We start from the raw sequence: 23,033 nt of genomic DNA on the forward strand, positions 1-23,033 counted from the left end.
TTAAGAAGCTTTAAAATTAGAATAGACTATTTTTAAATTTGATTGATGAGCATCATTGCTTTGTTCGGCAGATTCTTCTTTTAATGATTCAATGTAGTCGTGCAAAATAGATAGTGGTATATTAAAGTATTTTGCAACTTTAATGTGGTGTTTGAATTCTATTTCAAGCATTTTATCCTGTTCATTAAAATTCAAATGCTTTACTATTGAGGGATTTAAATGTAAGCGTATCATAACATATTGTTGTTTAAACTTTTACATTTTAAAGATAACGCTATAAATAACCAAATCAAATACGCACATCTACGTATTTTTTACCTATTTGGAATCCATTAGGGGTTTGATTTGTTGTCTTTAAACCGTTCAAAATCAGATTTAGTTTGAACCTTTGGGAACGTATTATTTGACATGTTGGTGTCTGCAAATTCAAAATTTGGATCTAAATTTACTTTACTTACCTCTTTTTCCTTGATAAAGGTTTTTTTAATTTCATATTCGTTTCTGCGCCAAATTTGTGCAGGCAATTGGTCTATTTCTTTGGTACCATCAGTAAATATCCATTCAATGGTAACAGGCATAACCAGGCCACCAACATTTTTAATGGTAACCTCGTAAATGTTTTTGCCTGAAAGCTCTTTTCTAATTTCTTTTTCATCAATTCTTGATAAAAATTGACCATACGCATTGTCAGGTGTATCCATCATATTGATAACCTCTGGACCATTAGAAAAATCTTTTTGAGCTTCTGTAGCACCTTTTTCGTTTGCAGCTATTTTCACAGCTGAAGAATTATTTTTGTCTTCAATGTTTGTGTTTTCTTCAAAAACCTTAAACCATTTTACATTGTTCAATTCCATATCTACATTATCCGTTGTAAAAAACCATCCTCTGTAAAACCAGTCTAGATCGGTTGCTGTGGCATCTTCTAAAGTCCTGAACAAATCAGCAGGATTGGGATGTTTATATTTCCATCTATTGGCATATTCTTTAAACGCTTCATCAAAAAGTTCTTTTCCAATAATGGAGTTTCTCAACATTTGAAGACCAACCGTAGGTTTAATGTAAAAATTCATGCCAAACTGGTTGAAAAGTTCATTGTCTGAAGTTGTCATAATTGGCCTTAAAATGCTTTTGTCTCCATTCATGAAGGGAACAATGGTTTTTGGGGTAACACTGCTATAGTCTGGATAGCGCTCGGCTACCGTGCGTTGGTGAAGAAATGTGTTTAAGCCTTCATCCATCCACATCCATTTACGCTCATCCGAACTCACAATCATAGGAAACCAATTGTGCCCCACTTCATGGATTATGGTGCCAACCATACTTTGTTTTGCTGCATTACTAATTTTTCCATTTACGGGTCTGCCTCCATTAAAACTAATCATTGGGAATTCCATGCCAATATTGGATGTATTTACCGAAATACAAACAGGGTATGGATAATCAAAAGTAGCTTCAGAATATACCTCAAGTGCTTGCTTAATGGCATTGGTAGATTCTTCCTGCCATACGGGCAACCCTTCTTTTGGATAAAAAGACATGGCCATAACGGTATTGGTTGGCAGCTTTACGGTCTGGGCATCCCACAAAAATTTTCTTGAAGAGGCAAAAGCGAAATCCCGAACATTCTCAGCTTTGAATTTCCAAGTTTTAAGCTTTTTTGATTTTCGTTTTTCGTTATCAACGGCTTCATCTTTGGTTATTACCATAACAGGCTTGTCAAAGGACTTTTCCGCTTTTTTGAGCCTATTTAATTGTGTTTTAGTCAATACTGATTCACTGTTTAAAAGCGTGCCGGTTGATGCCACAACATGGTCTTCAGGAACAGTGATTTCAACGTCGTAATCGCCAAATTCCAATGCAAATTCACCTAATTTTTGAAATTGTTGATTTTGCCAGCCCTCAGTGTCATTGTACACTGCCATTCTCGGGAACCAGTGGGCTATGAGATAAACTGTGTTGTCATCTTCAGGAAAATATTCATAACCTTCCCTTGATAATAAAAATAGGCTTCTGTCGGTAATTGGATAGGACCATGCTATGGATAACGTTGCAGATTCACCAGAGTTTAGCGAATTATTCAGCTTCACCTTCATCATGGTATTGTTTACCAGTGTTTTCAGGTTATTCCCTTCGCCATCCTTGACATATTTTATGGAGTAGCCAGCAGGAAAATCCATTGCCCGGGTTAAAAATTGCATTTGTCTGGAGGTTATGCCGTCTTTCACATTGTTGTTAATGCTTCCAAAGTCTTCATTTCCCTTTTTATTGACATTTTGTTCCAGTTGTAACCATAAGTAACTTAAATCTTCGGGTGAATTGTTATGATAGGTTATCATTTCTTCACCCAAAATCATATTGTTTTTTTCATCAAGGGTTACTTTTATTTTATAGTCAGCACGCTGTTGCCAATACGCTTTCCCGGGGGCACCACTGGCTGTTCTGTAACTGTTTGGGGGAGAAATTAAATTATCAATGGGTTCAAACTTTCCCTGCCATGGCTGGTTTTGTGCATTAAAACTTAGAAAAGGGCAAACCAGTAACAGGACGAACAGAAGTCTTCGCATTATTAATTAGTTATTTAAATTAGTCTAGGACAATATATGAAATATTAAAACATTTATCCTAATAATTATGATTAGGACGAAATCGACACTAATGTTTGAAAAAAACGGATAAAACATTTTGTTTTTGTTGCTTTACGGAATAGCGTTCTGTAAATTTGCAGCGCAAAAAAGCAAGTAAATATGGCAAATAAAAAAAACTTAACATTCGATGTGTTAATTGAAATACCAAAGGGAAGTAGAAATAAATACGAATACGATTTTACTTTGCACAAAATTCGCTTTGATAGAACCCTGTTTTCTTCAATGATGTATCCAGGAGATTACGGTTTTATACCTGAAACTTTGGCTTTAGATCAAGATCCTTTGGATATTCTGGTACTATCTACTGAGCCATCATATCCTATGGTTGTTATGGAAGTTAGGCCAATTGGTGTTTTCCATATGACCGATGAAAAAGGACCTGATGAAAAATTAATTTGTGTACCGGTTTCAGATCCAGTTTGGAGCAAACGAAGTGATATTACAGATTTGAACCCACATAGACTAAAAGAAATAGAGCACTTTTTTCAGGTTTACAAAGATTTGGAAGAGAAGAAAGTTGATGTTGGTGGATGGGGCAATGCAGAAGAAGCCAGAAGAATATATTTTGAATGTGTACAGCGTTATGAAGAGAGTGAACACAAGAAAAAAAGAACATTTACCATCTAGATTATCATATTGATAATATATCCTAAAAAAATTGAACCATCTTAAATATAAGGTGGTTTTTTTTATCACTTATATTTTCCTATTTTTGGCAGCATTGAAAAATATTAACTTAAAATAACTGACTGAATATGGAATTAATAGTGAAGTTTTTGCCGCTTTTTGGCGTATTGGCTTTGGCGTTTGTATTTATTAAAAGTGCATGGGTATCAAAGCAAGACCAAGGTGATGAAAAAATGATAAGAATAGCTAAAAACATTGCCGACGGAGCAATGTCATTCTTAAAAGCAGAGTACAAAATATTATCTGTTTTTGTGGTTGCTGTAGCCATCTTATTGTATTTCAAGGGAAGTTCTGAAGAGGGGTCTAATGGTATGGTTGCGGTATCTTTTATTGTTGGGGCTATTTGTTCTGCTTTAGCTGGTTTTATCGGTATGAAAGTTGCTACCAAGGCAAATGTTAGAACAACGAGCGCTGCCAGAAGCTCATTAGGAAAGGCTTTGGAAGTTGCCTTTGCCGGAGGTGCTGTAATGGGCTTGGGTGTTGTAGGTTTGGGAGTTTTAGGACTTAGCGGACTTTTTATGATTTACAGTGAAATGGGCTGGGGAACTGCTGAAGTACTTAATGTGCTTTCTGGATTCTCTCTTGGTGCTTCTTCTATTGCATTATTTGCACGTGTTGGAGGTGGCATTTATACTAAAGCTGCTGATGTTGGGGCGGATTTAGTTGGGAAGGTTGAAGCTGGTATTCCTGAAGACCACCCTTTAAACCCGGCTACTATTGCCGATAACGTTGGTGATAACGTTGGTGACGTTGCAGGTATGGGCGCTGATTTATTTGAGTCCTACGTTGGGTCTATTATTGGAACAATGGTTTTGGGAGCTTTAATTTCAACTGAAGGCTTTAATGGCTTAGGCGCTGTTTATTTGCCATTGGTGTTGGCTGCCATAGGTATCATTATGTCTATTATAGGTACATTTTTTGTTAAAGTGAAAGATGGTGGTTCACCTCATAAGGCACTGAATATTGGTGAGTTTGGTTCGGCCGGACTAATGGTTGTTGCTTCCTATTTTATTATTGATCAAATGCTTGTTGGCGCTGAAGGCTTACCTCACGGTTCTATGGGTGTTTTTATAGCCGTAATAGCTGGTTTAGTAGCAGGTTTGGCCGTAGGAAAGGTAACTGAATATTACACAGGCACAGGTACAAAACCAGTAAATGCTATTGTTAGACAGTCTGAAACTGGTGCTGCAACCAACATCATCGCTGGTTTGGGTACAGGTATGATGTCTACCATGATTCCAATTCTTTTAATTGCTGCTGCAATTTTAGTATCCCACCATTTTGCGGGATTATATGGTATAGCCATTGCTGCCGTTGGAATGTTGGCTAATACAGGTATTCAGTTGGCTGTTGATGCTTACGGACCGATTTCAGATAATGCCGGTGGTATTGCGGAGATGGCTGAATTACCTAGTGAAGTTAGAGAGCGTACTGACAAGTTGGATGCTGTTGGTAATACTACCGCGGCCATTGGTAAAGGATTTGCCATCGCTTCTGCTGCTTTAACAGCCTTGGCATTATTTGCTGCTTTTATGGAAACGGCTGGTGTAAAAACTATTGATGTATCCCAGCCAGATATTATGGCAGGACTACTGGTAGGAGGTATGCTTCCATTTGTGTTTTCTGCACTTTCTATGAATGCTGTTGGTCGTGCTGCTATGGCGATGATAGAGGAGGTACGTCGTCAATTTAGAGATATCCCTGCCCTTAAAGGTGCTCTTGAGGTTATGCGTAAATACAACTCCGACATGAGCAAGGCTTCTGATGCCGATAGAAAAATATTTGATGCCGCTGATGGTGTGGCCGAGTACGATAAGTGCGTTGCTATTTCAACTACAGCCTCTATAAAGGAAATGGTACTTCCTGGATTATTGGCCATTGCAGTGCCCGTTGCTGTAGGCTTTATTGGAGGTGCTGAAATGTTAGGTGGTCTACTGGCGGGTGTAACAACTTGCGGTGTGCTTATGGCAATCTTCCAATCTAATGCTGGTGGAGCATGGGATAATGCTAAAAAAACCATTGAAGAGCAAGGCAAAAAAGGGACGGATGCTCACAAAGCTGCAGTGGTTGGTGATACTGTGGGCGACCCATTTAAAGATACTTCAGGGCCTTCTTTAAATATTTTGTTGAAATTAATGTCTGTTGTAGCCTTGGTAATTGCTCCAAGTATTGCTTTATCTTCTGATGTTGTTACGGCTTATGTTTCAGAAAATAATCAAATGGAAAATGTTGAGGTTGTTAAAAACGTGAAGGTAGAAATGACCAGAAATGATGATGGAACTGTTAAGGCTATTGTAACTACAATTACAACCAAAGATGGTGAGAAATCTACTGAATATGAAACTTTTGAAGGTTTAGAAGAAGAAGTAAAAATAAAGATTGAAGCCCTAGAAAAGAATATTGAAAACGGACAAGCCAAAATTAAAAAGGTAATCAAGTCCGTTGAAAAAGAAGTAGTAAATTAACTAGCTAAACTTTTTTCAGAAAATTAACCACGCAAAAAGGCGTGGTTTTTTTGTATTTTAGAATGTTTTAAATAGGCAGAATGTTTAAAAAAGATCCGCTTCAAATAATTGCTTTTCAAACCTATGGAAAAGCTAATCATTTGTATCTAAGAGGTCGAGCTTTAGAAGATGAAAGCATCGACTTAGAACAAAAAGGGGCATTTAAGCTGTTGTTCAATGCTTGGAAACGTTTTGAAACGGATGAAATTAAAAATGCCGAACTTATAATAAAGGTTGGAAATAGTAAGTTCTTCAATACAAAAACTAATGAAAGGGGGTATTTTTTATTGGACGAAAAGGTTGAAAACCTTAGTGCTTTTGCTAACGATGAGGGCTGGGTAAACCTTGAGTGCTCGTACAAAAAGGATAACTCAAAAAGAACCATTCAATCAAAAAACAGGTTTCCAGCCGAGATGTTAATCCCTTCAAATAAAGCTTCTTTTGGTATTATTAGTGATATTGACGATACCATTTTACATACGGGAATAGCATCTCCGTTAAAGTGGCGGGTAGTTTTTAATACATTGTTGACATCTGCCGGAAAACGCTTGCCACTTGAAGGCGCCCCAGAGTTTTATAATTTGTTGCACCAAGGAAAAAGTGGAAACGAAGCCAATCCTGTTTTTTATGTAAGCCACAGCCCGTGGAATTTATATAGGTATCTAGAGTATTTTTTAAAGAAGCATAATTTTCCGAAAGGCCCCATTATTTTAAGAAACTTTCCAAAACCATTCACAAGAAAATCTAATCCCAATATACCTCAAAAACAAAAGGAAATTTTAAACTTGCTAAAAACATACCCCAATTTAAAATTCATACTTATCGGTGATATTGGGGAACATGATCCTTATATTTATTTGGAAATAGCAGAAATGTATCCTGAAAACATCTTAGCTATTTATCTAAGAAGTGTGAACCATAAAGCGAAAATTAAGCGGGTAAAAGAGTTATATAAAAATTATAGAACAACACCTGTGCTTTTGGTGGAGAGCAGTGAGCAGGCTTTACAGCATGCAAAAAAGCATGGTTTTATAGCATCTTAAAACAGCCCATGAATTTCAGCATCAATGGTGTTGATTACGCGGCCTAAATCTTCTGGGTTGTCCACAAAGTTAAGGTTGTCAACATCAATAATAAGAAGTTTTCCTTTATTATAGCCATGAATCCAGGCTTCGTAACGTTCATTTAGTCGACTTAAATAATCGATGCTTATTGAATTTTCATAATCCCTGCCACGTTTGTGTATTTGGGATACTAAATTAGGTATAGAGCTTCTTAAATATATTAAAACATCAGGCCCTTGCACTAAAGACTCCATTAAATCAAAAAGCGTTTTGTAATTCTCAAAATCACGATTGGTCATCAAACCCATGGCGTGCAAGTTAGGTGCAAAAATATGGGCATCTTCGTAAATGGTTCGGTCTTGAATAATATCTTTTCCGCTTTGCCGTATTTGAAGTACTTGTCTGAACCTACTGTTTAAGAAGTAAACCTGCAAATTAAAACTCCATCGTGCCATTTGGTTATAGAAATCATCCAAATAAGGATTGTCCACAACATCTTCAAGCTGGGCTTCCCATTTATAATGTTTTGCCAATAATTTTGTTAAAGTGGTTTTTCCAGCGCCAATGTTTCCGGCAACAGCAATATGCATAGTTTTAATTGATTTTTAGTTGCAATTCATGAAGGCTTTCGCTGTCGTAAATATACAAGGTTTCGTTGGTAAGAGAAAACTGTTTTATTAAAAAATTGGGAGCGGATATGCGAATAGGGTTGTTATTATTTTTACTTAAATAGAAAAGCGAATCACCTTTTTTAAAGACAATATTTTCATTGCTTACCACAATTGACGTGAATCCATCGTTCTTCATTTTTTTAGCAAGACTCCCGAAATAATTGTAAACGTACAAATAGTTTTTAGTGAGTAGATAGCACCAATTGTAATCACTTTTTAAATCTAAAACATCGCTTTGAACGGGAGCAGTTTGGGCTCTGGTTATGAGCTTTTTATAGTCAAAAAGTTCAAGTTTTTGCGTGTCTTGATTGAATAACCAAATGTTATTGTCAAAACCTGTCGATATATGTGTGATGTTTTTATATGGAGATAGCGTGTTAAAGTCTATTTTAAAGATTTCGGCCAACCTATTGTCAAGTATAATAACGGTATTGAAGTCTTTATAAAACAGATTAATTTTTAAGGGGTTGAACGTATTTACCGAGAACAAGTTACCTAATTGAAGATTATTATACGTTGTAGTTTGTTGCTCGCCTTTTTTATAAAAAACATTACTTTTGGTGAAATAGATGTTGCCAAAATTATCTGCTGAAACGAGCATGTCAATATCCAACTTTGTCTTTTTCATGGATTCTGTTTCAATTATCTCTTGCGAAAAAATTGAAGATGATAAAAATAAAAAGAGATAAATAACATGTTTCATATAACGATAAAAGTACAAAAATGGAAGAGCTTTTTGCTAATTAACGTTTAGATTTTGTTGTATTGTATTGAGGTTGAGAAACTTTATTTTTTAATTGTAATTTTTTTAGTGGAGCACCATTTTTTGTTTGATAATATGAATAACTATGATATATTTGCCCACGGTTTTGGGGAGATACTCAAGCGGCCAACGAGGACAGACTGTAAATCTGTTGTTTTTTAACTTCGCAGGTTCGAATCCTGCTCTCCCCACGTTTATTTAAAAAGTCTGCTCTTGCAGACTTTTTCGTTTTTAATCATTAGAGTAAATGACCAATCCATAAAAAATCCCATTTAATTTTTTACGACAGAGCTTTTAAAGTTTAAATGTAAATAGTTAGCATATTTACATTGTCATCAAATTCAAAAGAATATTCACTTGTTACTTCTAAGTTTTCAATATCTCCAAAATCACAGCAACTATTTGTTTTAGGAGGTGTAATTTCATATAAAAGCAGTATTTCTGTTAAATTTTCAACGCTAATAGTCTGGTTTAATTGGTTTGGAACGATTGCAATGGTCTTGTTGTATATGCTTTCACTTTCAGGTAAAATGAAAAAGCTAATACTTTCGTTATTCACATTAATAATGGAAATATTGTCAGATGTTAAGTTGTTTTCTTGAATATAATTGTTGCTAGTTTTCGAATTAATTAATTTAACATAAATGGCTAACGAAATGCAATCAACTGCTGAGCAATCGGGTGTATTATCGTTTTTATCGCAGCTAATTGCCAATAAGGTTAAAAAGGAAAGTACAATTTTTCTCATTCAAATAATTTTAACTAAGATGGAAATTTAAGAGATAGGTTGCGTAACAAATAAAAAATCCCAACAAATATTTTTGTTGGGATTTTACTTAATAAGATTCCTGTTTTCTAAGGAATTTGTTAATCTTCAACCAAAACCCAGTCACCTTTGGCAATTAAAGGTTCGGCTTGCTTGTATTTTAGTGTTTTGTTTTCACCGTTCAAAACGTGCTTAATGGTAACACGGTCGTTACGTCCAATTTTTGGCTTGTCACGTACTACGGTTTCAACAGTTTGTTGTTGTCTGCTTGCCCCAGCCCCAGCAGCTCTACTTTGCGCTGAACGTTCATCCATATTAGGAATTTCTTCTTTAGAGGTTTGAACTTTTTCTTGTTTACGTGCTCTAGCTTCTTGAATCGTGCTTTGGGTTTCTTGAGGCAATTCACCTTTAAACAAGAACGAAATAACATCTTTGTTCACTTGGTCAATCATGGCCTTGAAGAGCTCAAATGCTTCAAACTTATAAATTAAAAGTGGGTCCTTTTGCTCATGTACGGCCAATTGAACGGACTGTTTTAACTCATCCATTTTACGTAAATGGGTTTTCCAGGCATCATCAATAATGGCAAGAGCTATATTTTTTTCAAAATCGGTGATTAATTGCTTGCCATTGGTTTCATAAGCTTTTTGAAGGTCTGTAATCACATTTAAGCTTTTGGAGCCATCAGTAAACGGTACTACAATACGTTTGAATTTATCACCTTGATTTTCATACACATTTTTAATAACAGGGAATGCTAAGTCTGCGTTTCGAGTCATTTTTTCTTTATAATGCTCAAATGCAGTTTTGTAAATTTTAGAAGTGATTTCTTGTGGGGTTAATTTTCCAAATTCCGCTTCTGAAATTGGTGAGCTCATTGAAAAGTAACGAATCAACTCAAATTCAAAGTTTTTATAATCGTTGGCTCCTTTGTTGGTTTCGGCAATGCCTTCGGAAGTATCAAAAATCATATTTGCCAAATCCACGCGAAGACGTTCACCGTGTAAAGCATGTTTTCTACGTTTGTAAACTACTTCACGTTGTGCGTTCATTACATCATCATATTCCAATAATCGTTTACGCACCCCAAAGTTGTTTTCCTCAACTTTTTTCTGGGCGCGTTCAATAGATTTTGAAATCATGGAATGTTGAATAACTTCACCTTCTTTCAATCCCATTCTATCCATCATTTTTGCGATACGCTCGCTACCAAATAATCGCATTAAATTGTCTTCCAAAGACACATAAAACTGTGAGCTTCCTGGGTCACCTTGACGACCAGCACGACCACGCAACTGCCTGTCCACACGACGCGAATCGTGACGTTCTGTACCTACAATGGCCAATCCGCCAGCTTTCTTAACTGCATCAGATAATTTAATATCGGTACCACGACCCGCCATGTTTGTTGCAATGGTTACCTGGCCAGCGTTTCCAGCATCAGCTACAATTTCGGCCTCTTTTTTATGTTGTTTTGCGTTCAAGACGTTGTGTGGTATCTTACGAATACTTAACATTTTGCCAAGCAATTCGGAAATTTCAACGGAAGTAGTACCAATTAAAACTGGACGACCAGCTTGAGAAAGCTGCGTTACCTCGTCTATAACTGCATTGTATTTTTCGCGTTTGGTTTTGTATACCAAATCTTCTTTATCATCGCGGGCTATAGGGCGATTGGTTGGAATTTCGACCACATCCAATTTATAGATTTCCCAGAATTCTCCAGCTTCTGTAACGGCAGTACCCGTCATACCAGATAGCTTACGATACATTCTGAAGTAATTTTGAAGGGTTACCGTTGCAAAGGTTTGTGTGGCGTCTTCAATTTTCACGTTTTCCTTCGCTTCAATGGCTTGGTGCAACCCGTCTGAATAACGACGCCCATCCATTATACGGCCAGTTTGCTCATCAACAATCATTACTTTATTATCCATCACTACATACTGCGTATCCTTTTCAAATAAAGCATAGGCCTTTAGAAGTTGGTTTAGGGTATGGATGCGCTCTGACTTCACGCCAAAATCTTTGAACAATTCCTCTTTTAAATTGGCTTCTTCTTCTTTAGAAAGACCCTGTTCTTCAATTTTTGCTATTTCAACACCTATTTCAGGTAGAATGAAAAAATCTGGATTATCATTTCCTGAGATGTATTCAACCCCTTTGTCGGTCAACTCAATTTGATTATTCTTTTCTTCAATAACATAATACAACTCAGCATCAACTTTGGGCATTTCGCGGTTATTGTCTTGCATGTAGAAGTTTTCGGTTTTTTGAAGCAATTGCTTCACACCTTCTTCGGATAAAAACTTAATTAAGGCCTTGTTTTTTGGCATCCCACGGTATACACGCAATAACTGGAAACCTCCTTCTTTAGTGTCGCCAGATGCAATTAATTTTTTGGCTTCTGCTAAAACACCGGTTAAATATTTGCGTTGAACCGCAACAATATCATCAACTTTTGGCTTTAGTTCATTAAACTCGTGGCGGTCTCCTTTTGGGATGGGACCAGAAATAATAAGTGGTGTACGGGCATCATCAACCAAAACCGAATCTACTTCATCCACAATGGCATAATGGTGAGGGCGCTGAACCAAATCTTCTGGTGCGTGCGACATGTTATCACGTAGGTAATCAAAGCCAAATTCGTTGTTTGTTCCGTAGGTAATATCGGCATTGTAAGCTTTTCTGCGTGCAGCCGAGTTAGGTTGGTGGTGGTCAATACAATCTACACTTAAGCCATGAAACTCGAAAATTGGAGCCATCCAAGCGCTGTCACGTTTTGCCAAATAATCGTTAACCGTCACAAGGTGTACACCTTTGCCAGCCAGCGCATTTAGGTAAACGGGTAGGGTAGCCACAAGCGTTTTACCTTCACCTGTTTGCATTTCGGCAATTTTGCCCTGGTGCAATGCAATACCACCTATTAACTGTACATCGTAATGCACCATATCCCAGGTAATGGGTTTTCCCGCGGCATCCCAAGAGTTTGCCCAAACTGCTTTATCGTCTTCTAAAACAACATAGTCTTTTTCGCCAGAAAGTGCTCGGTCAAATTCATTGGCAGTTACTGTTATTGAAGTGTTGTTTACAAAGCGTTTCGCCGTTTCTTTTACAACCGCAAAAGCTTCGGGCAAAATATCGTTTAAAACATCTTCGGTAATCTTGTAGGCGTCATCTTTAAGGCTGTCTATTTGCTCGTAAATATCTTCTCGTTGGTCAATATCTTCGGTATTTTCAGCCTCTTGTAAAAGATTTGCGATTTGGTCATTAATATCTTTATTTGCCTCTGCAATTTTAGCCTTAAACTCTGCGGTTTTAGCTCTTAATTCGTCATGGCTTAAGGCTTCCAAAGCCTTTTCAAAGGTTTTGATTTTATCAACTAAAGGGGTTATGGCTTTTACATCTTGTTTTGATTTATCACCAACAAATACCTTTAGAACGGAATCTAAAAAATTCATGTGTTTATGTTTTTTGGTTACACTATTTTGCTAGTGCAGCTCGTGTTTGTTTATTCTATTTTTGAAGTATCTCAAATAACATTCAAAGATACATTATGTTATGATTCTATAAAGATTTAGGACAAAAAAAAAGCCTCAAATCGAGACTTTTTAACTATTCTTTATGCTTTTATTTTAATATTCATCTTCGTTCCAAAGATAATCTTCGTCTGTAGGGTAATCTGACCAAATTTCCTCAATCGAATCGTATGAATCACCTTCATCTTCGATTGACTGTAAATTTTCAACAACCTCCAATGGAGCACCCGTTCTAATAGCGTAATCTATTAATTCGTCTTTAGTTGCTGGCCAAGGCGCATCACTTAAATAAGATGCTAATTCTAAAGTCCAATACATTTCTTTATGCGTTTAATTTTTCTGCAAAAATAAATTTTTAGTTCAAACAGACAAGGAAAAAATGAAATATTTAATCATTAATTTTAAGAACGTATTCTTTTGTGCCAGAAACCTTTAAAAATTTACTATTGCGGCGTTAATTGTTGGGCAAGTTTTTGGGTGGAACCTTAAGAAATCGATAGGTAATCTAAAAGTTTTTTAAAACTATTTTTTTTCAGGAATCCACTTAATTTCATTTGCTTGCAAGTCATAAGTCAACTTTCGTGCCAAGACAAATAGATAGTCGGAAAGACGGTTTAAATAAATTAAAGCGTTTGCCTCAAAGGGTTCTAAATCGTTAAGCGTAGAGGCCAAACGTTCGGCCCTACGGCACACACAACGGGCAATATGACAGAATGACACGGTTTGGTGCCCACCAGGAAGCACAAAATGTGTCATGGTAGGTAGGTCTTTGTCCATTTTGTCCATTTCTTTTTCAAGAAGCTCAATATCTTTTGAAGAAATTTTTTCAATATTCAAGCGTTCTTCACCACTTTTCAAAATAGCTTTTTTTGGATCTGTAGCCAAAATAGCCCCAATGGTAAAGAGTTTATTTTGAACTTCTATAATTAAATCTTTGTAATGTTGATTTATATTTTGGTCTCGAATTAAGCCGAGGTGGGAGTTTAATTCATCAACAGTTCCATAACTCTCAATACGAATGTGGTGTTTGGGCACACGTGTCCCACCAAATAATGCTGTGGTACCGTTGTCGCCTGTTTTTGTGTAAATTTTCATGTTACGAAGTTAGAGGTAAAAATTGATAAGTTAAAAGGTTTTGCAGCATTTAATAGATGTTTTGTCATTTTGGTTACTAGCAGGCATGATTAATTAAATTAGGAAAAAGAGTTTTTCGGTTCTCTAAAACTGCTTCAAAAGGTATCTTTTTAACGGTGAATGTCAAAAAAAATAGGATTTTTCAAATTTTTTACGGCAAAACGTTTATTTTCGTCAAATAATTTTTTCTAACTAACAAACCAAATCTGGAAATTATGAAGAAAACTACTTTATTTATGTTGTTCGTTTTAGGAGCAATTGGCCTACAAGCACAATCTTTTATCGGGTATCTAACAGACAATTACAGTGGTGTAAATGGCGTTATATCGAACCCTGCCAACATTGTTGATTCTCGTTTTAAAACTGATATTAATCTTTTAGGTGCCAGTGCACTTATCGGTAATGATTATTATGGCGTTAATTTATTTGATGCTTTAAAAGACGAATATGATTTTGATTTAGACGCCACAAAATCCCCGTCGGCTGACAATAATCTTATTGTTTATGAAGATGTTTTGGGGCCGTCGTTTATGTTTAATTTATCCAAAACAAGTTCGTTGGCTATTTTTACGCGGGCAAGATCTGTAGTTAACATCAATGAAATCAATGGGAACACCGTTGATGCCATAGATGATGAGACAACGGATGATTTTAATGTTAATGAAGGTGATTTCGATATTTTTGGCCAGGCTTGGGCAGAGGTTGGGTTAACCTATGCCATGGTATTAATGAACAATGAACAGCACTTTTTAAAAGGAGGTCTTTCCTTGAAATACTTGCAAGGTATGGGTAGTGGTTATCTTTACGGTAGAAACGTTACCGTGAATTATGACGCTGACGGAACAAATTTAGGTGGAGGTGAAACCACTGGAAGTATTGTTTCTACTGGTGAAATAACCTTTGGGCGTTTTGATAATTTTGATAATGACAATTACGATTACGAATTGCCCAAGGCCAATGGTTTTGGAGTTGATTTAGGTTTTGTTTACGAATTTAGGCCAAACCATGCAGACTATACCAAAACCAACTCAAATGGCGATGCTTATACTTTAAAACACAAGAATAAGTATAAGTTAAAGCTAGGGCTTTCGGTAACTGATTTGGGTTCCATTAATTACAAAGAGGGTCAGGAAGATGTTTATGGAATTGATACAAATTTTTCTGAAGACGAATTTGACAATGCCGAAGATGTTCAAGCTTTCTTAGAGGATATTTCTTCTTCAGATGTCTCTAAAGTAGGCTATAAAACAAAACTGCCAACAGCTTTGCATTTTAATGCCGATTGGAATTTTAGTGGTAAATTTTATTTGAACCTAAACACAGATTTTGCGCTTTCTAAAAAGGGCAAAATGAATACCAGCAGTATACCTAACATTGCTTCTTTAACCCCACGTTTTGAGAGCAGATGGTTCAGTTTTTATCTGCCATTAAGTATGGTAGAATATAATGGTTTTCAAGCTGGTGCTGGACTTAGAATGGGCCCATTGTACTTAGGGTCGGGTTCTGTGTTAACAGCACTGACAAGTGACGATACTAAAGGAGCTGATGTTTATGCGGGTGTTAAAATACCAGTTTATCAAGGAAAAGCAAAAGATAAAGATGGAGATGGGGTAATTGACAAATTGGATGCCTGTCCCAAAGAGGCTGGGCCTGTTGAAAACAATGGATGCCCATGGGGAGATAAAGATGGTGATACTGTTTTGGATAATGTTGATGCCTGTGTAGATTTAGCCGGTGAGGTTGAAAATAATGGTTGCCCATGGGGTGATGCTGATGGTGATACTGTTTTGGACAATGTTGATGCCTGTATAGACGTAGCAGGGCCAGCTGAAAATAATGGTTGTCCGTGGCCAGATACTGATGGTGACGGTGTGCTTGATAAGGATGATGACTGTGTTGATGTGCCCGGCACTGTTGCCAATAACGGTTGTCCGGAGCCAGAGCCAGTGGTTACTGAAGAGGTGCAAAAAACATTGAATGAGTATGCAAAAACCATACTGTTCAATTCTGGCAAGTCCTCAATTAAAGATGAATCTACAGATATTTTAAAGGAAATAGTTGGTATTTTAAATGAATATCCTTCGGCTAAATTTTCAATAGAAGGGCACACGGATAGTGTAGGGAAGGATTCATCAAACCAAACTTTATCTGAATCTAGGGCAAGTTCTGTTATGCTTTATTTGATTGAGCATGGGGTAGCTTCAAATAGGTTATCTTCAAAAGGTTATGGCGAAAGCAAACCTATTGCAACCAATACAACCAGTGCTGGACGTGCGTTAAACAGACGTGTTGAAATCAATTTGATTAAATAGATAATCTTTTTTTAAAATTTAAATCCCGAAGTATAGCTTCGGGATTTTTTTTAGCATTAAATACGAATGCTAAAATGTTCTTTAACTTGTTCTTTTCTGAAGAAAACAAATCCCCAAAAGAAAGTATCTACGGTCACGGTTACTTTTGGATGTTTTTTTATGGTTTCCCAAGCTTCGGTCATCCCTTTGCTCCAATAAATGTCATCAAAAATAAAGACGGAATCATTATTTGCAGTCTGTAAAAGGGTTTCAAAATAACTTAAGGTAGCTTCTTTCTGGTGGTTTCCGTCAAAGAAAATTAAATCATATTGTTTTGAAACATGCTTTCCAATTACTTCGTTAATATCGCCATTAACAATATTTACGTTTTTCACTTGAAACTTTTCCAATTGTTTTTTTGTAAAAGCTGAAATATTTGGGCAACCTTCAATGGTTATAATGATAGATTCAGGATTTCCTAGACTCAAGGGATATGTTGCAATACCCAAAGACGTTCCCAGTTCCAAAATGTTTTTTGGCTTAAAACAGGATACGATTCGGTATAAAAGTTTGGCTCTTTTGTGTGTGGAACCAGCATTTTTGGCCATTTTAGAAACCATGCGTTCCTGTTTTTTCATCACTTGTGAGCCTGCCCCTAAATCTGTTACCCTTATTTTAGAAGAGTTTTTTAAAAGTGCGTTTATATAAGTTGAAATGGAACTATAGGCTTTATGTTTTGTCTTATCATATAAGCATTTGGTGACTAAGTTGTAAACAAAAGGAGAGTGCACCCCATGTTGATTTGTGGATTTTAAAAGAAACTTTATATATTGAATAGATTGGTAGAGCATCAAATTGTCATTCTAATTTTGCTGACAATTCAAACCAGCGCTCTTCCTTAGCTTCAATGTTATCAATAATTTTCTGAAGATCTTTTGATAATTTGTTTATTTCCTCTTGAGAAAGATTTGGGTTATTGAACTTGTTTTCCAGTTCTTTTTTGTCATAAGCCAACGAATTTAATTTGCTCTCAATATTCCGTAATTCCTTTTCTTCATTGAAGCTTAATTTCGAGGCTTCATTCTGTTTCCAAGATTCTTTTTCCTTTTTATCTTCACCAATAGTTGAAATATCAGGTTGGCTGTCTTCATACACCCGATAATCGGTATAGTTTCCAGGGAAATCTTCAATAACGCCATCACCCTTGAAAACAAAAAGATGATCTACCACTTTGTCCATAAAATAGCGGTCGTGGGATACTACGATGATACAACCGGGGAAGTCCAAGAGAAACTCCTCCAATACATTGAGTGTTACAATGTCTAAATCATTTGTGGGCTCGTCAAGAATTAAAAAATTTGGATTTTGAATCAGCACCGTGCACAAATAGAGTCTTTTTCGCTCTCCACCACTAAGTTTTTCAACAAAGTCGTATTGTTTTTTTCTGCTGAACAAAAAACGTTCTAAAAGCTGTTGAGCACTAATTTGCCTACCTTTTTTTAACGGAATGTAATCACCAAATTCACGAATAACATCAATAACCTTTTGTTCAGGTTTTATATTGATGCCGTTTTGGGTGTAATAGCCAAATTTTACGGTATCTCCTTTTACAACCTTGCCAGAATCTGGTTTTGCCGTTTGGGTCAATATATTTAAAAAGGTAGTTTTTCCTGTGCCGTTTTTGCCAATTATGCCAACACGTTCACCCTTTTTAAAAGTATAATCAAATGCATTTAAAATGATTTTATCTTTAAACGATTTTGAAACTTTATGAAACTCAATAATCTTGCTTCCCAATCGTTCCATATTGAGTTCCAACTGCACTATATGGTCATTTCTGCGTTGATGGGCTCGGTGCTTTATATCGTTAAAATCATCAATTCTTGATTTCGATTTTGTCGTTCTGGCTTTCGGCTGCCTCCGCATCCAGGCTAGTTCTTTTTTATAAAGCTGTTGCGCCTTTCCGGTTTCAACTGCTTCTCGCTCAATTCGGGCATCACGTTTATCTAGATAATACGAATAATTACCTTTGTAACTATAAAGCTGTCCTTCATCCAACTCTATGATTTCATTGCAAACCCGTTCTAGAAAATAACGGTCGTGCGTTACCATGAATAATGTTAGATTTTCCTTGGCAAAAAAGTCTTCTAGCCATTCAATCATCTCCAGGTCAAGATGGTTTGTGGGCTCATCTAGAATTAACAGGTCGGGTTTATTGATTAATGCATTGGCAAGGGCAAGCCTTTTCTTTTGTCCGCCTGATAGCGTGTTAACCTTTTGGCCTAAATTTTCTAGTTTAAGTTTAAATAATATTTGTTTATAGAGTGTCTCAAAATCCCATGCTTGGTGACGTTCCATGGCATCAAATGCTGTTTGGTAGGCATCGGTGTCCTCTGGGTTTAAAAGAGCCTTTTCGTAGTTTGAAATGATTTTTAAAATAGGGTTGTCACTAACAAAAATGGTTTTTTCAACGGTTAATGAATCGTCAAATTTCGGGTCTTGAGAAAGGAATGAAACTTTTATGTCCTTTCTATAAATAATGTTTCCAGAATCGGGTTGGTCGTCACCAGAAAGAATATTTAATATTGAGGTTTTTCCTGTACCGTTTTTTGCAACAAACGCAATTTTTTGGTCTTTATGTATACTGAATGAAATATCCTCAAAGAGCACAAGTTCTCCATAGGATTTGGATATGTTTTCTACCGTTAAATAGTTCAATGCGATAATTTTTTACAAAGAACGGACAAATAACCAAAAAATCCGATAAAAGTTTTATTGTTAAGCCTTAAAACTTATATTTGCTTTAAATCAACATGCCTCAATATGAAGAGCTATTTTATTGTTTCTTTGTTAGTTGTTAGCTTGCTATCAGTTTCCTGTATTACAAATAAAGATATTGTTTACTTGCAAGATAAGGGTGTTCATTTAGAAGATTCCCTTTCAATTAAAGAACTTTCAAAACCCTATAGGGTTCAAGTTAACGATATTTTGAGTATTAACGTAAAAGCTCTTGATGATGAATTGACAGGAATATTCAACCCTGCAGGAGAGAAAAGTACCAATGGGCAAAACTTAGGAGGATTATATTTTAATGGTTTTACGGTAGATTTACATGGAAACATTGAGTTTCCAGTTTTGGGAGAAATTAATGTTTTAGGTTTTACTATAGATGAGATAAAGGATAAAGTAGAAAGTGAACTCTTAAAGCAATATTTTAAAAGTACTGCCGAAATTTTTGTGACCGTTAAGCTTGCTGGTTTGCGATATACAGTTACAGGAGAGGTTAGAGGAACAGGGGTTTATACTTTATTTCAGGATAGAGCTAACATAATAGAAGCTCTAGCCAATGCAGGGGATATTCTCTCAACAGGAGACAGAAAGGATGTTTTAGTTATTAGGCAATATCCTGATGGACAAAAAATCCATCATATTGACTTAACGGATATCAAGGCAATGCAATCACCATATTATTTTATACAACCCAATGACATTATTTTGGTAAAACCGCTTAAACGCAAAGCTATTGGGATTGGGCAAACGGCAACCCAAAACTTAACCACTATAGCATCTATACTGTCGGTTTTAGTATCAACTTATTTCTTAACCAAGAACTTATAACACACTGAGCATGGAAGAGGAATTTGACGTTTCAGAATCATCAGGGGTAACACCAACATTTGATTTTAAGGCGTTTTTAAGTAGAGTTTTAAGTTATTGGAAGCTTTTTGTGTTGTTCATAGGGATCGGAGTTTTTATAGTTTATCAGCAGAACATTAGAAAGCAGCAATCATACAGACTTAATACGCAAATTTCTATTGAAGAAGAATCAAATCCATTATTTACTTCAAATACGAGCTTAACTTTTAATTGGGGAGGTGTTTCAGGTAAAGTTCAAACCACAATTAATTCGTTGAGGTCACGTTCCATTCATGAGAAAGTGGTGGATAATCTAGAGTTCTACGTTACTTATCTCAAAGAATCTAGATTTAGAAAAGACGACATATATACCTATGCACCTTTTAAATTTGATTTATCGCCAAACACAAAGCAAATATTAAATGTTCCCATTAAAATAACATTTATTGAAAAGGATGAGTTTGAAGTTTCTGTAAACTTTGAATCTAACACCGCTCGAGCCCAAAATTTTTATAATAAAAGTAAATCCAATTTAAGTGTACCGATAGGAGAGTTTAAGAAACAATTTAAGTTAAATGACACGATTAAGCTGCCTTTCATAAACGGGGTTTTATCATTAAGAGAGGGCAGGGAATTAAGTCAAAACGAGGAATACTTTATACAATTTGTAGACTTTAACACTGTAGTGGCAAAATACAGAAACAAATTAGACATTGAAAACCCTAGAAATTCAGCCATTTTAAATCTAAGCATGGTTGATGTTAACAAAGCAAAAATTGTTGATTATTTGAATGAAACGGTACGTGTGCTTAGTCAAGAACAGTTAAACAGAAAAAATCAGTTTGTTACCAACACCATTAAATTTATTGATGAGCAACTGAATAGGGTAAAAAATCAGTTAACAGTTAATGCAGATTCTTTAAACAGATATAAACAAGAAAATAAAATTTTTAATTTGAACAGTGAGAGTTCGGCAATTAGCGAAAAGCTAAATTCTTTAGAGCTTGAAAAGGACAACAATAATAGAAAACTTGCCTATTATGCTAGTTTACGGACCTATCTTGAAACAAGTAATAGTTTTACTGAATTGCCTGCTCCAGCTGTGGCCGGTATTGAAGACCCGAATATATTGTCCAACATATCAAAGATTAATGATTTATCCGTGCAAAAATCGAAATACAGCACAACAGTAAGAAGTGATGCCACCATTTTTGCAGATATAAATAGAGAAATTGAAGGGCTGAAAAATGTGCTTTTAGAAAATATAAGCTCTGCAACCAATGAAATAAAACGAGAAACCGGATTGATCAATTCAAAGATTGCCGTTGAAGAAGCCAAGATTAGAAAATTACCAAAGGCCCAACAAAAACTATTTGACATACAAAGGCAATACTCTTTAAGTGAACAGACATATAATGTTTTCTTGGCAAAACGCGGTGAAGCAGATATAATAAAATCAGCAAGTGTCTCGGATATTTTAGTAATAGATACAGCAAAAGATACAGGAGCCGTACCAATAGATTTAAAATTAAGTTCACGATACCTATTTGCCATTATAGGAGGTATATTGCCACCTTTGTTACTGGCTTTTTTTCTAACTTTTTTTGACAATAAAATACATAACCCGCAGGTTCTGGAGAATTTAACTAATATACCGTTATTGGGAGTTGTAGGAAAGAATTATTTGGACAATAATTTAATTGTACATCTTAAGCCAAAATCAACAGTAGCTGAAGCATTTAGGTCCTTACGCTCAAGTCTACAATACTTTTACAAAAAGCAAAGTTTGGAGAGTGGTAAAACTGTTATGGTAACTTCATCAGTAAGTGGTGAAGGAAAAACGTTCTGTTCTATCAATATTGCAACAGTTTTTGCCATGAGCGGTAAAAAAACCATTTTGGTAGGATTAGACCTAAGAAAACCTAAAATTTTTGGAGATTTTAATATTGAAAACGATGTAGGTGTTGTTAACTACTTAATTGAGCAAAAAACTTATGAAGAAATAGTTCAGAAAACAATGGTTGCAAATTTGGATGTAATTACTTCAGGACCAATTCCGCCAAACCCTTCTGAATTATTAATGAGTGAAAGCATGGATGGCTTAATGGAGCGTTTGAAGAAGTCCTATGACTATATTGTTTTAGATACACCTCCCGTTGGCTTGGTTGCTGATGCATTGGAACTTACGGAGTATGTTGATGCTACCATTTATGTTATAAGGCAAGATTATACTAAAAAGGGTATGATAAACTTGGTTAACGACAAATACAATAAGGGGGAAATTAAAAATATAAGTTTTGTTTACAATGGCTATAACCAAAAAGGAAAATATGGCTACGGTTACGGATATGGTTACGGATATGGCTATGGTTATGGTGCATATGCTAACGGCTATCATGAGGAAGTAAAGCAAAAAAGAAATTGGCTTAAAAGCCTAGTAAGTTTTTTTACAAAAATATAATTCTAAAAGGTTTAATAAAGAGATTGGAAACCAGGGTTTACCAAAAAGAAAATAATTTAAACGTATGGAAACTTCTAAAAGCTTCAGTTTCAGATATGTTTTCGTCTCGGTTTTTAGCCACACAACTGGCAGTAAGGGATATAAAAGCGCAATATAGGCAATCTTATTTAGGAATTATTTGGGTTTTTATAACTCCACTTACCACAGCATTTATTTGGATTTTCTTAAATAGTTCAGGAACAATAAGATTAACGGACACAGGTGTTCCTTACCCTGTATATGCCTTTTCGGGAACTTTATTGTGGGCAATTATTAAAGAGTCCATCAATACGCCCATTGGTAGTACTAATTCGGCAAGGTCTATTATAACAAAAATTAATTTTCCGAAAGAAGCACTGATAGTTTCCGGGGTCTTTAAACTGCTGTTCAATAGTTCTGTTAAAATACTTCTACTAATAATTTTCATCTTTGTTTATGGCATTGGTTTTCACTGGTCATTGTTATGGTTACCATTGACCGTCTTGGCCGCTGTAGTATTTGGCATAACCATTGGGTTATTTTTAACTCCAATAGGTATGCTCTACAGGGATATTGAAAAATTAATTAATTTCACTTTAGGTTTCCTCATGTATGCCACACCAGTAGTATATGCTATTCCGGCTAGTGGAATAATGAAAACCATTATGGTTTGGAATCCTTTTACACCATTTATCTTAACCACCAGAGATTTGGCGTTGGGGCTACATCCTGAGTATCTAACCTATTACGCGGTACTATTAATTTGCTGCATACCACTGCTAAGTTTAGGTTTGGTATTCTATAGAATTTCAATTCCAATAATTGTAGAAAGGATGAGTGCTTAATTATGGGAA

Annotated in this window: 17 protein-coding genes and 1 tRNA gene; 8 read left to right on the top strand and 10 right to left on the bottom strand. The window is 35.8% G+C overall.

Annotated features, from left to right (window positions below; genetic code table 11):
• A complete protein-coding gene (locus WJN01_RS06850) occupies positions 1 to 234 on the bottom strand; it encodes a hypothetical protein (protein WP_445196410.1) in 234 nt (77 codons plus the stop codon).
• 98 nt (positions 235 to 332) lie between these two features.
• The gene (locus WJN01_RS06855) at positions 333 to 2,567 is read right to left on the bottom strand and encodes a M1 family metallopeptidase (protein ID WP_445196411.1); all 2,235 of its coding nucleotides are present in this window, start codon (positions 2,565 to 2,567) and stop codon (positions 333 to 335) included.
• A 180-nt stretch (positions 2,568 to 2,747) separates the two neighbouring features.
• Between WJN01_RS06855 and WJN01_RS06860 the strand changes: the two genes are divergently transcribed.
• The 3 genes from WJN01_RS06860 to WJN01_RS06870 all read left to right on the top strand — a co-directional run bounded on the left by WJN01_RS06860 (position 2,748) and on the right by WJN01_RS06870 (position 6,882).
• Positions 2,748 to 3,275 (top strand): inorganic diphosphatase, encoded by a 528-nt coding sequence (locus tag WJN01_RS06860; protein ID WP_370479315.1) that lies wholly within the window; start codon positions 2,748 to 2,750, stop codon positions 3,273 to 3,275.
• 128 nt (positions 3,276 to 3,403) lie between these two features.
• Positions 3,404 to 5,800, top strand: coding sequence for a sodium-translocating pyrophosphatase (locus tag WJN01_RS06865; protein ID WP_445196412.1), 2,397 nt, complete (start codon positions 3,404 to 3,406; stop codon positions 5,798 to 5,800).
• An 80-nt stretch (positions 5,801 to 5,880) separates the two neighbouring features.
• Complete coding sequence (locus WJN01_RS06870; protein WP_445196413.1) at positions 5,881 to 6,882, top strand: App1 family protein phosphatidate phosphatase; 1,002 nt, start codon at positions 5,881 to 5,883, stop codon at positions 6,880 to 6,882.
• On the opposite strand, the gene WJN01_RS06875 is transcribed toward WJN01_RS06870, so the two are convergent.
• Positions 6,879 to 7,493 carry a deoxynucleoside kinase gene (locus WJN01_RS06875; protein ID WP_445196414.1) on the bottom strand — a complete coding sequence of 205 codons (615 nt, stop codon included), beginning with the start codon at positions 7,491 to 7,493 and terminating at the stop codon, positions 6,879 to 6,881. The two genes, WJN01_RS06870 and WJN01_RS06875, sit on opposite strands and share 4 nt — an antisense overlap.
• Positions 7,494 to 7,497: 4 nt before the next feature.
• Positions 7,498 to 8,202, bottom strand: a complete 705-nt coding sequence (locus tag WJN01_RS06880) for a hypothetical protein (protein ID WP_445196415.1) — start codon at positions 8,200 to 8,202, stop codon at positions 7,498 to 7,500.
• 243 nt (positions 8,203 to 8,445) lie between these two features.
• Here WJN01_RS06880 and WJN01_RS06885 point away from each other — a divergent pair.
• Positions 8,446 to 8,528, top strand: a tRNA-Tyr gene (locus tag WJN01_RS06885).
• Positions 8,529 to 8,638: 110 nt separating this feature from the next.
• Here the strand turns inward: WJN01_RS06885 and WJN01_RS06890 are convergent.
• From WJN01_RS06890 to WJN01_RS06905, 4 genes are all read right to left on the bottom strand, one after another.
• Complete coding sequence (locus WJN01_RS06890; RefSeq protein ID WP_445196416.1) at positions 8,639 to 9,085, bottom strand: hypothetical protein; 447 nt, start codon at positions 9,083 to 9,085, stop codon at positions 8,639 to 8,641.
• 119 nt (positions 9,086 to 9,204) lie between these two features.
• Entirely contained in the window at positions 9,205 to 12,561 is a 3,357-nt protein-coding gene (secA, locus tag WJN01_RS06895) for a preprotein translocase subunit SecA (protein ID WP_445196417.1), read from the bottom strand.
• Positions 12,562 to 12,735: 174 nt separating this feature from the next.
• The gene (locus WJN01_RS06900; protein WP_019387375.1) at positions 12,736 to 12,957 is read right to left on the bottom strand and encodes a DUF2795 domain-containing protein; all 222 of its coding nucleotides are present in this window, start codon (positions 12,955 to 12,957) and stop codon (positions 12,736 to 12,738) included.
• Between the two features lie 204 nt (positions 12,958 to 13,161).
• Entirely contained in the window at positions 13,162 to 13,734 is a 573-nt protein-coding gene (locus WJN01_RS06905; protein WP_445196418.1) for a cob(I)yrinic acid a,c-diamide adenosyltransferase, read from the bottom strand.
• A 254-nt stretch (positions 13,735 to 13,988) separates the two neighbouring features.
• Between WJN01_RS06905 and WJN01_RS06910 the strand changes: the two genes are divergently transcribed.
• Positions 13,989 to 16,085 (top strand): DUF5723 family protein, encoded by a 2,097-nt coding sequence (locus WJN01_RS06910; protein WP_445196419.1) that lies wholly within the window; start codon positions 13,989 to 13,991, stop codon positions 16,083 to 16,085.
• A 56-nt stretch (positions 16,086 to 16,141) separates the two neighbouring features.
• Here WJN01_RS06910 and WJN01_RS06915 read toward each other — a convergent pair whose 3' ends face one another.
• Positions 16,142 to 16,915, bottom strand: coding sequence for an O-methyltransferase (locus tag WJN01_RS06915; protein WP_445196420.1), 774 nt, complete (start codon positions 16,913 to 16,915; stop codon positions 16,142 to 16,144).
• 7 nt (positions 16,916 to 16,922) lie between these two features.
• Entirely contained in the window at positions 16,923 to 18,782 is a 1,860-nt protein-coding gene (locus WJN01_RS06920) for an ABC-F family ATP-binding cassette domain-containing protein (protein ID WP_445196421.1), read from the bottom strand.
• A 105-nt stretch (positions 18,783 to 18,887) separates the two neighbouring features.
• Between WJN01_RS06920 and WJN01_RS06925 the strand changes: the two genes are divergently transcribed.
• From WJN01_RS06925 to WJN01_RS06935, 3 genes are read left to right on the top strand one after another with little or no spacing between them, the layout of a single operon-like run.
• Entirely contained in the window at positions 18,888 to 19,682 is a 795-nt protein-coding gene (locus WJN01_RS06925) for a polysaccharide biosynthesis/export family protein (RefSeq protein ID WP_445196422.1), read from the top strand.
• Positions 19,683 to 19,692: 10 nt separating this feature from the next.
• On the top strand, positions 19,693 to 22,161 hold the full coding sequence (locus WJN01_RS06930; protein WP_445196423.1) for an exopolysaccharide transport family protein: 2,469 nt from the start codon (positions 19,693 to 19,695) through the stop codon (positions 22,159 to 22,161).
• 23 nt (positions 22,162 to 22,184) lie between these two features.
• Entirely contained in the window at positions 22,185 to 23,024 is an 840-nt protein-coding gene (locus WJN01_RS06935; RefSeq protein ID WP_445196424.1) for an ABC transporter permease, read from the top strand.
• Positions 23,025 to 23,033 lie beyond the last annotated feature (9 nt).

The sequence above is a fragment of the Tamlana sedimenti genome (assembly GCF_038148895.1).
Taxonomy (GTDB): domain Bacteria; phylum Bacteroidota; class Bacteroidia; order Flavobacteriales; family Flavobacteriaceae; genus Tamlana.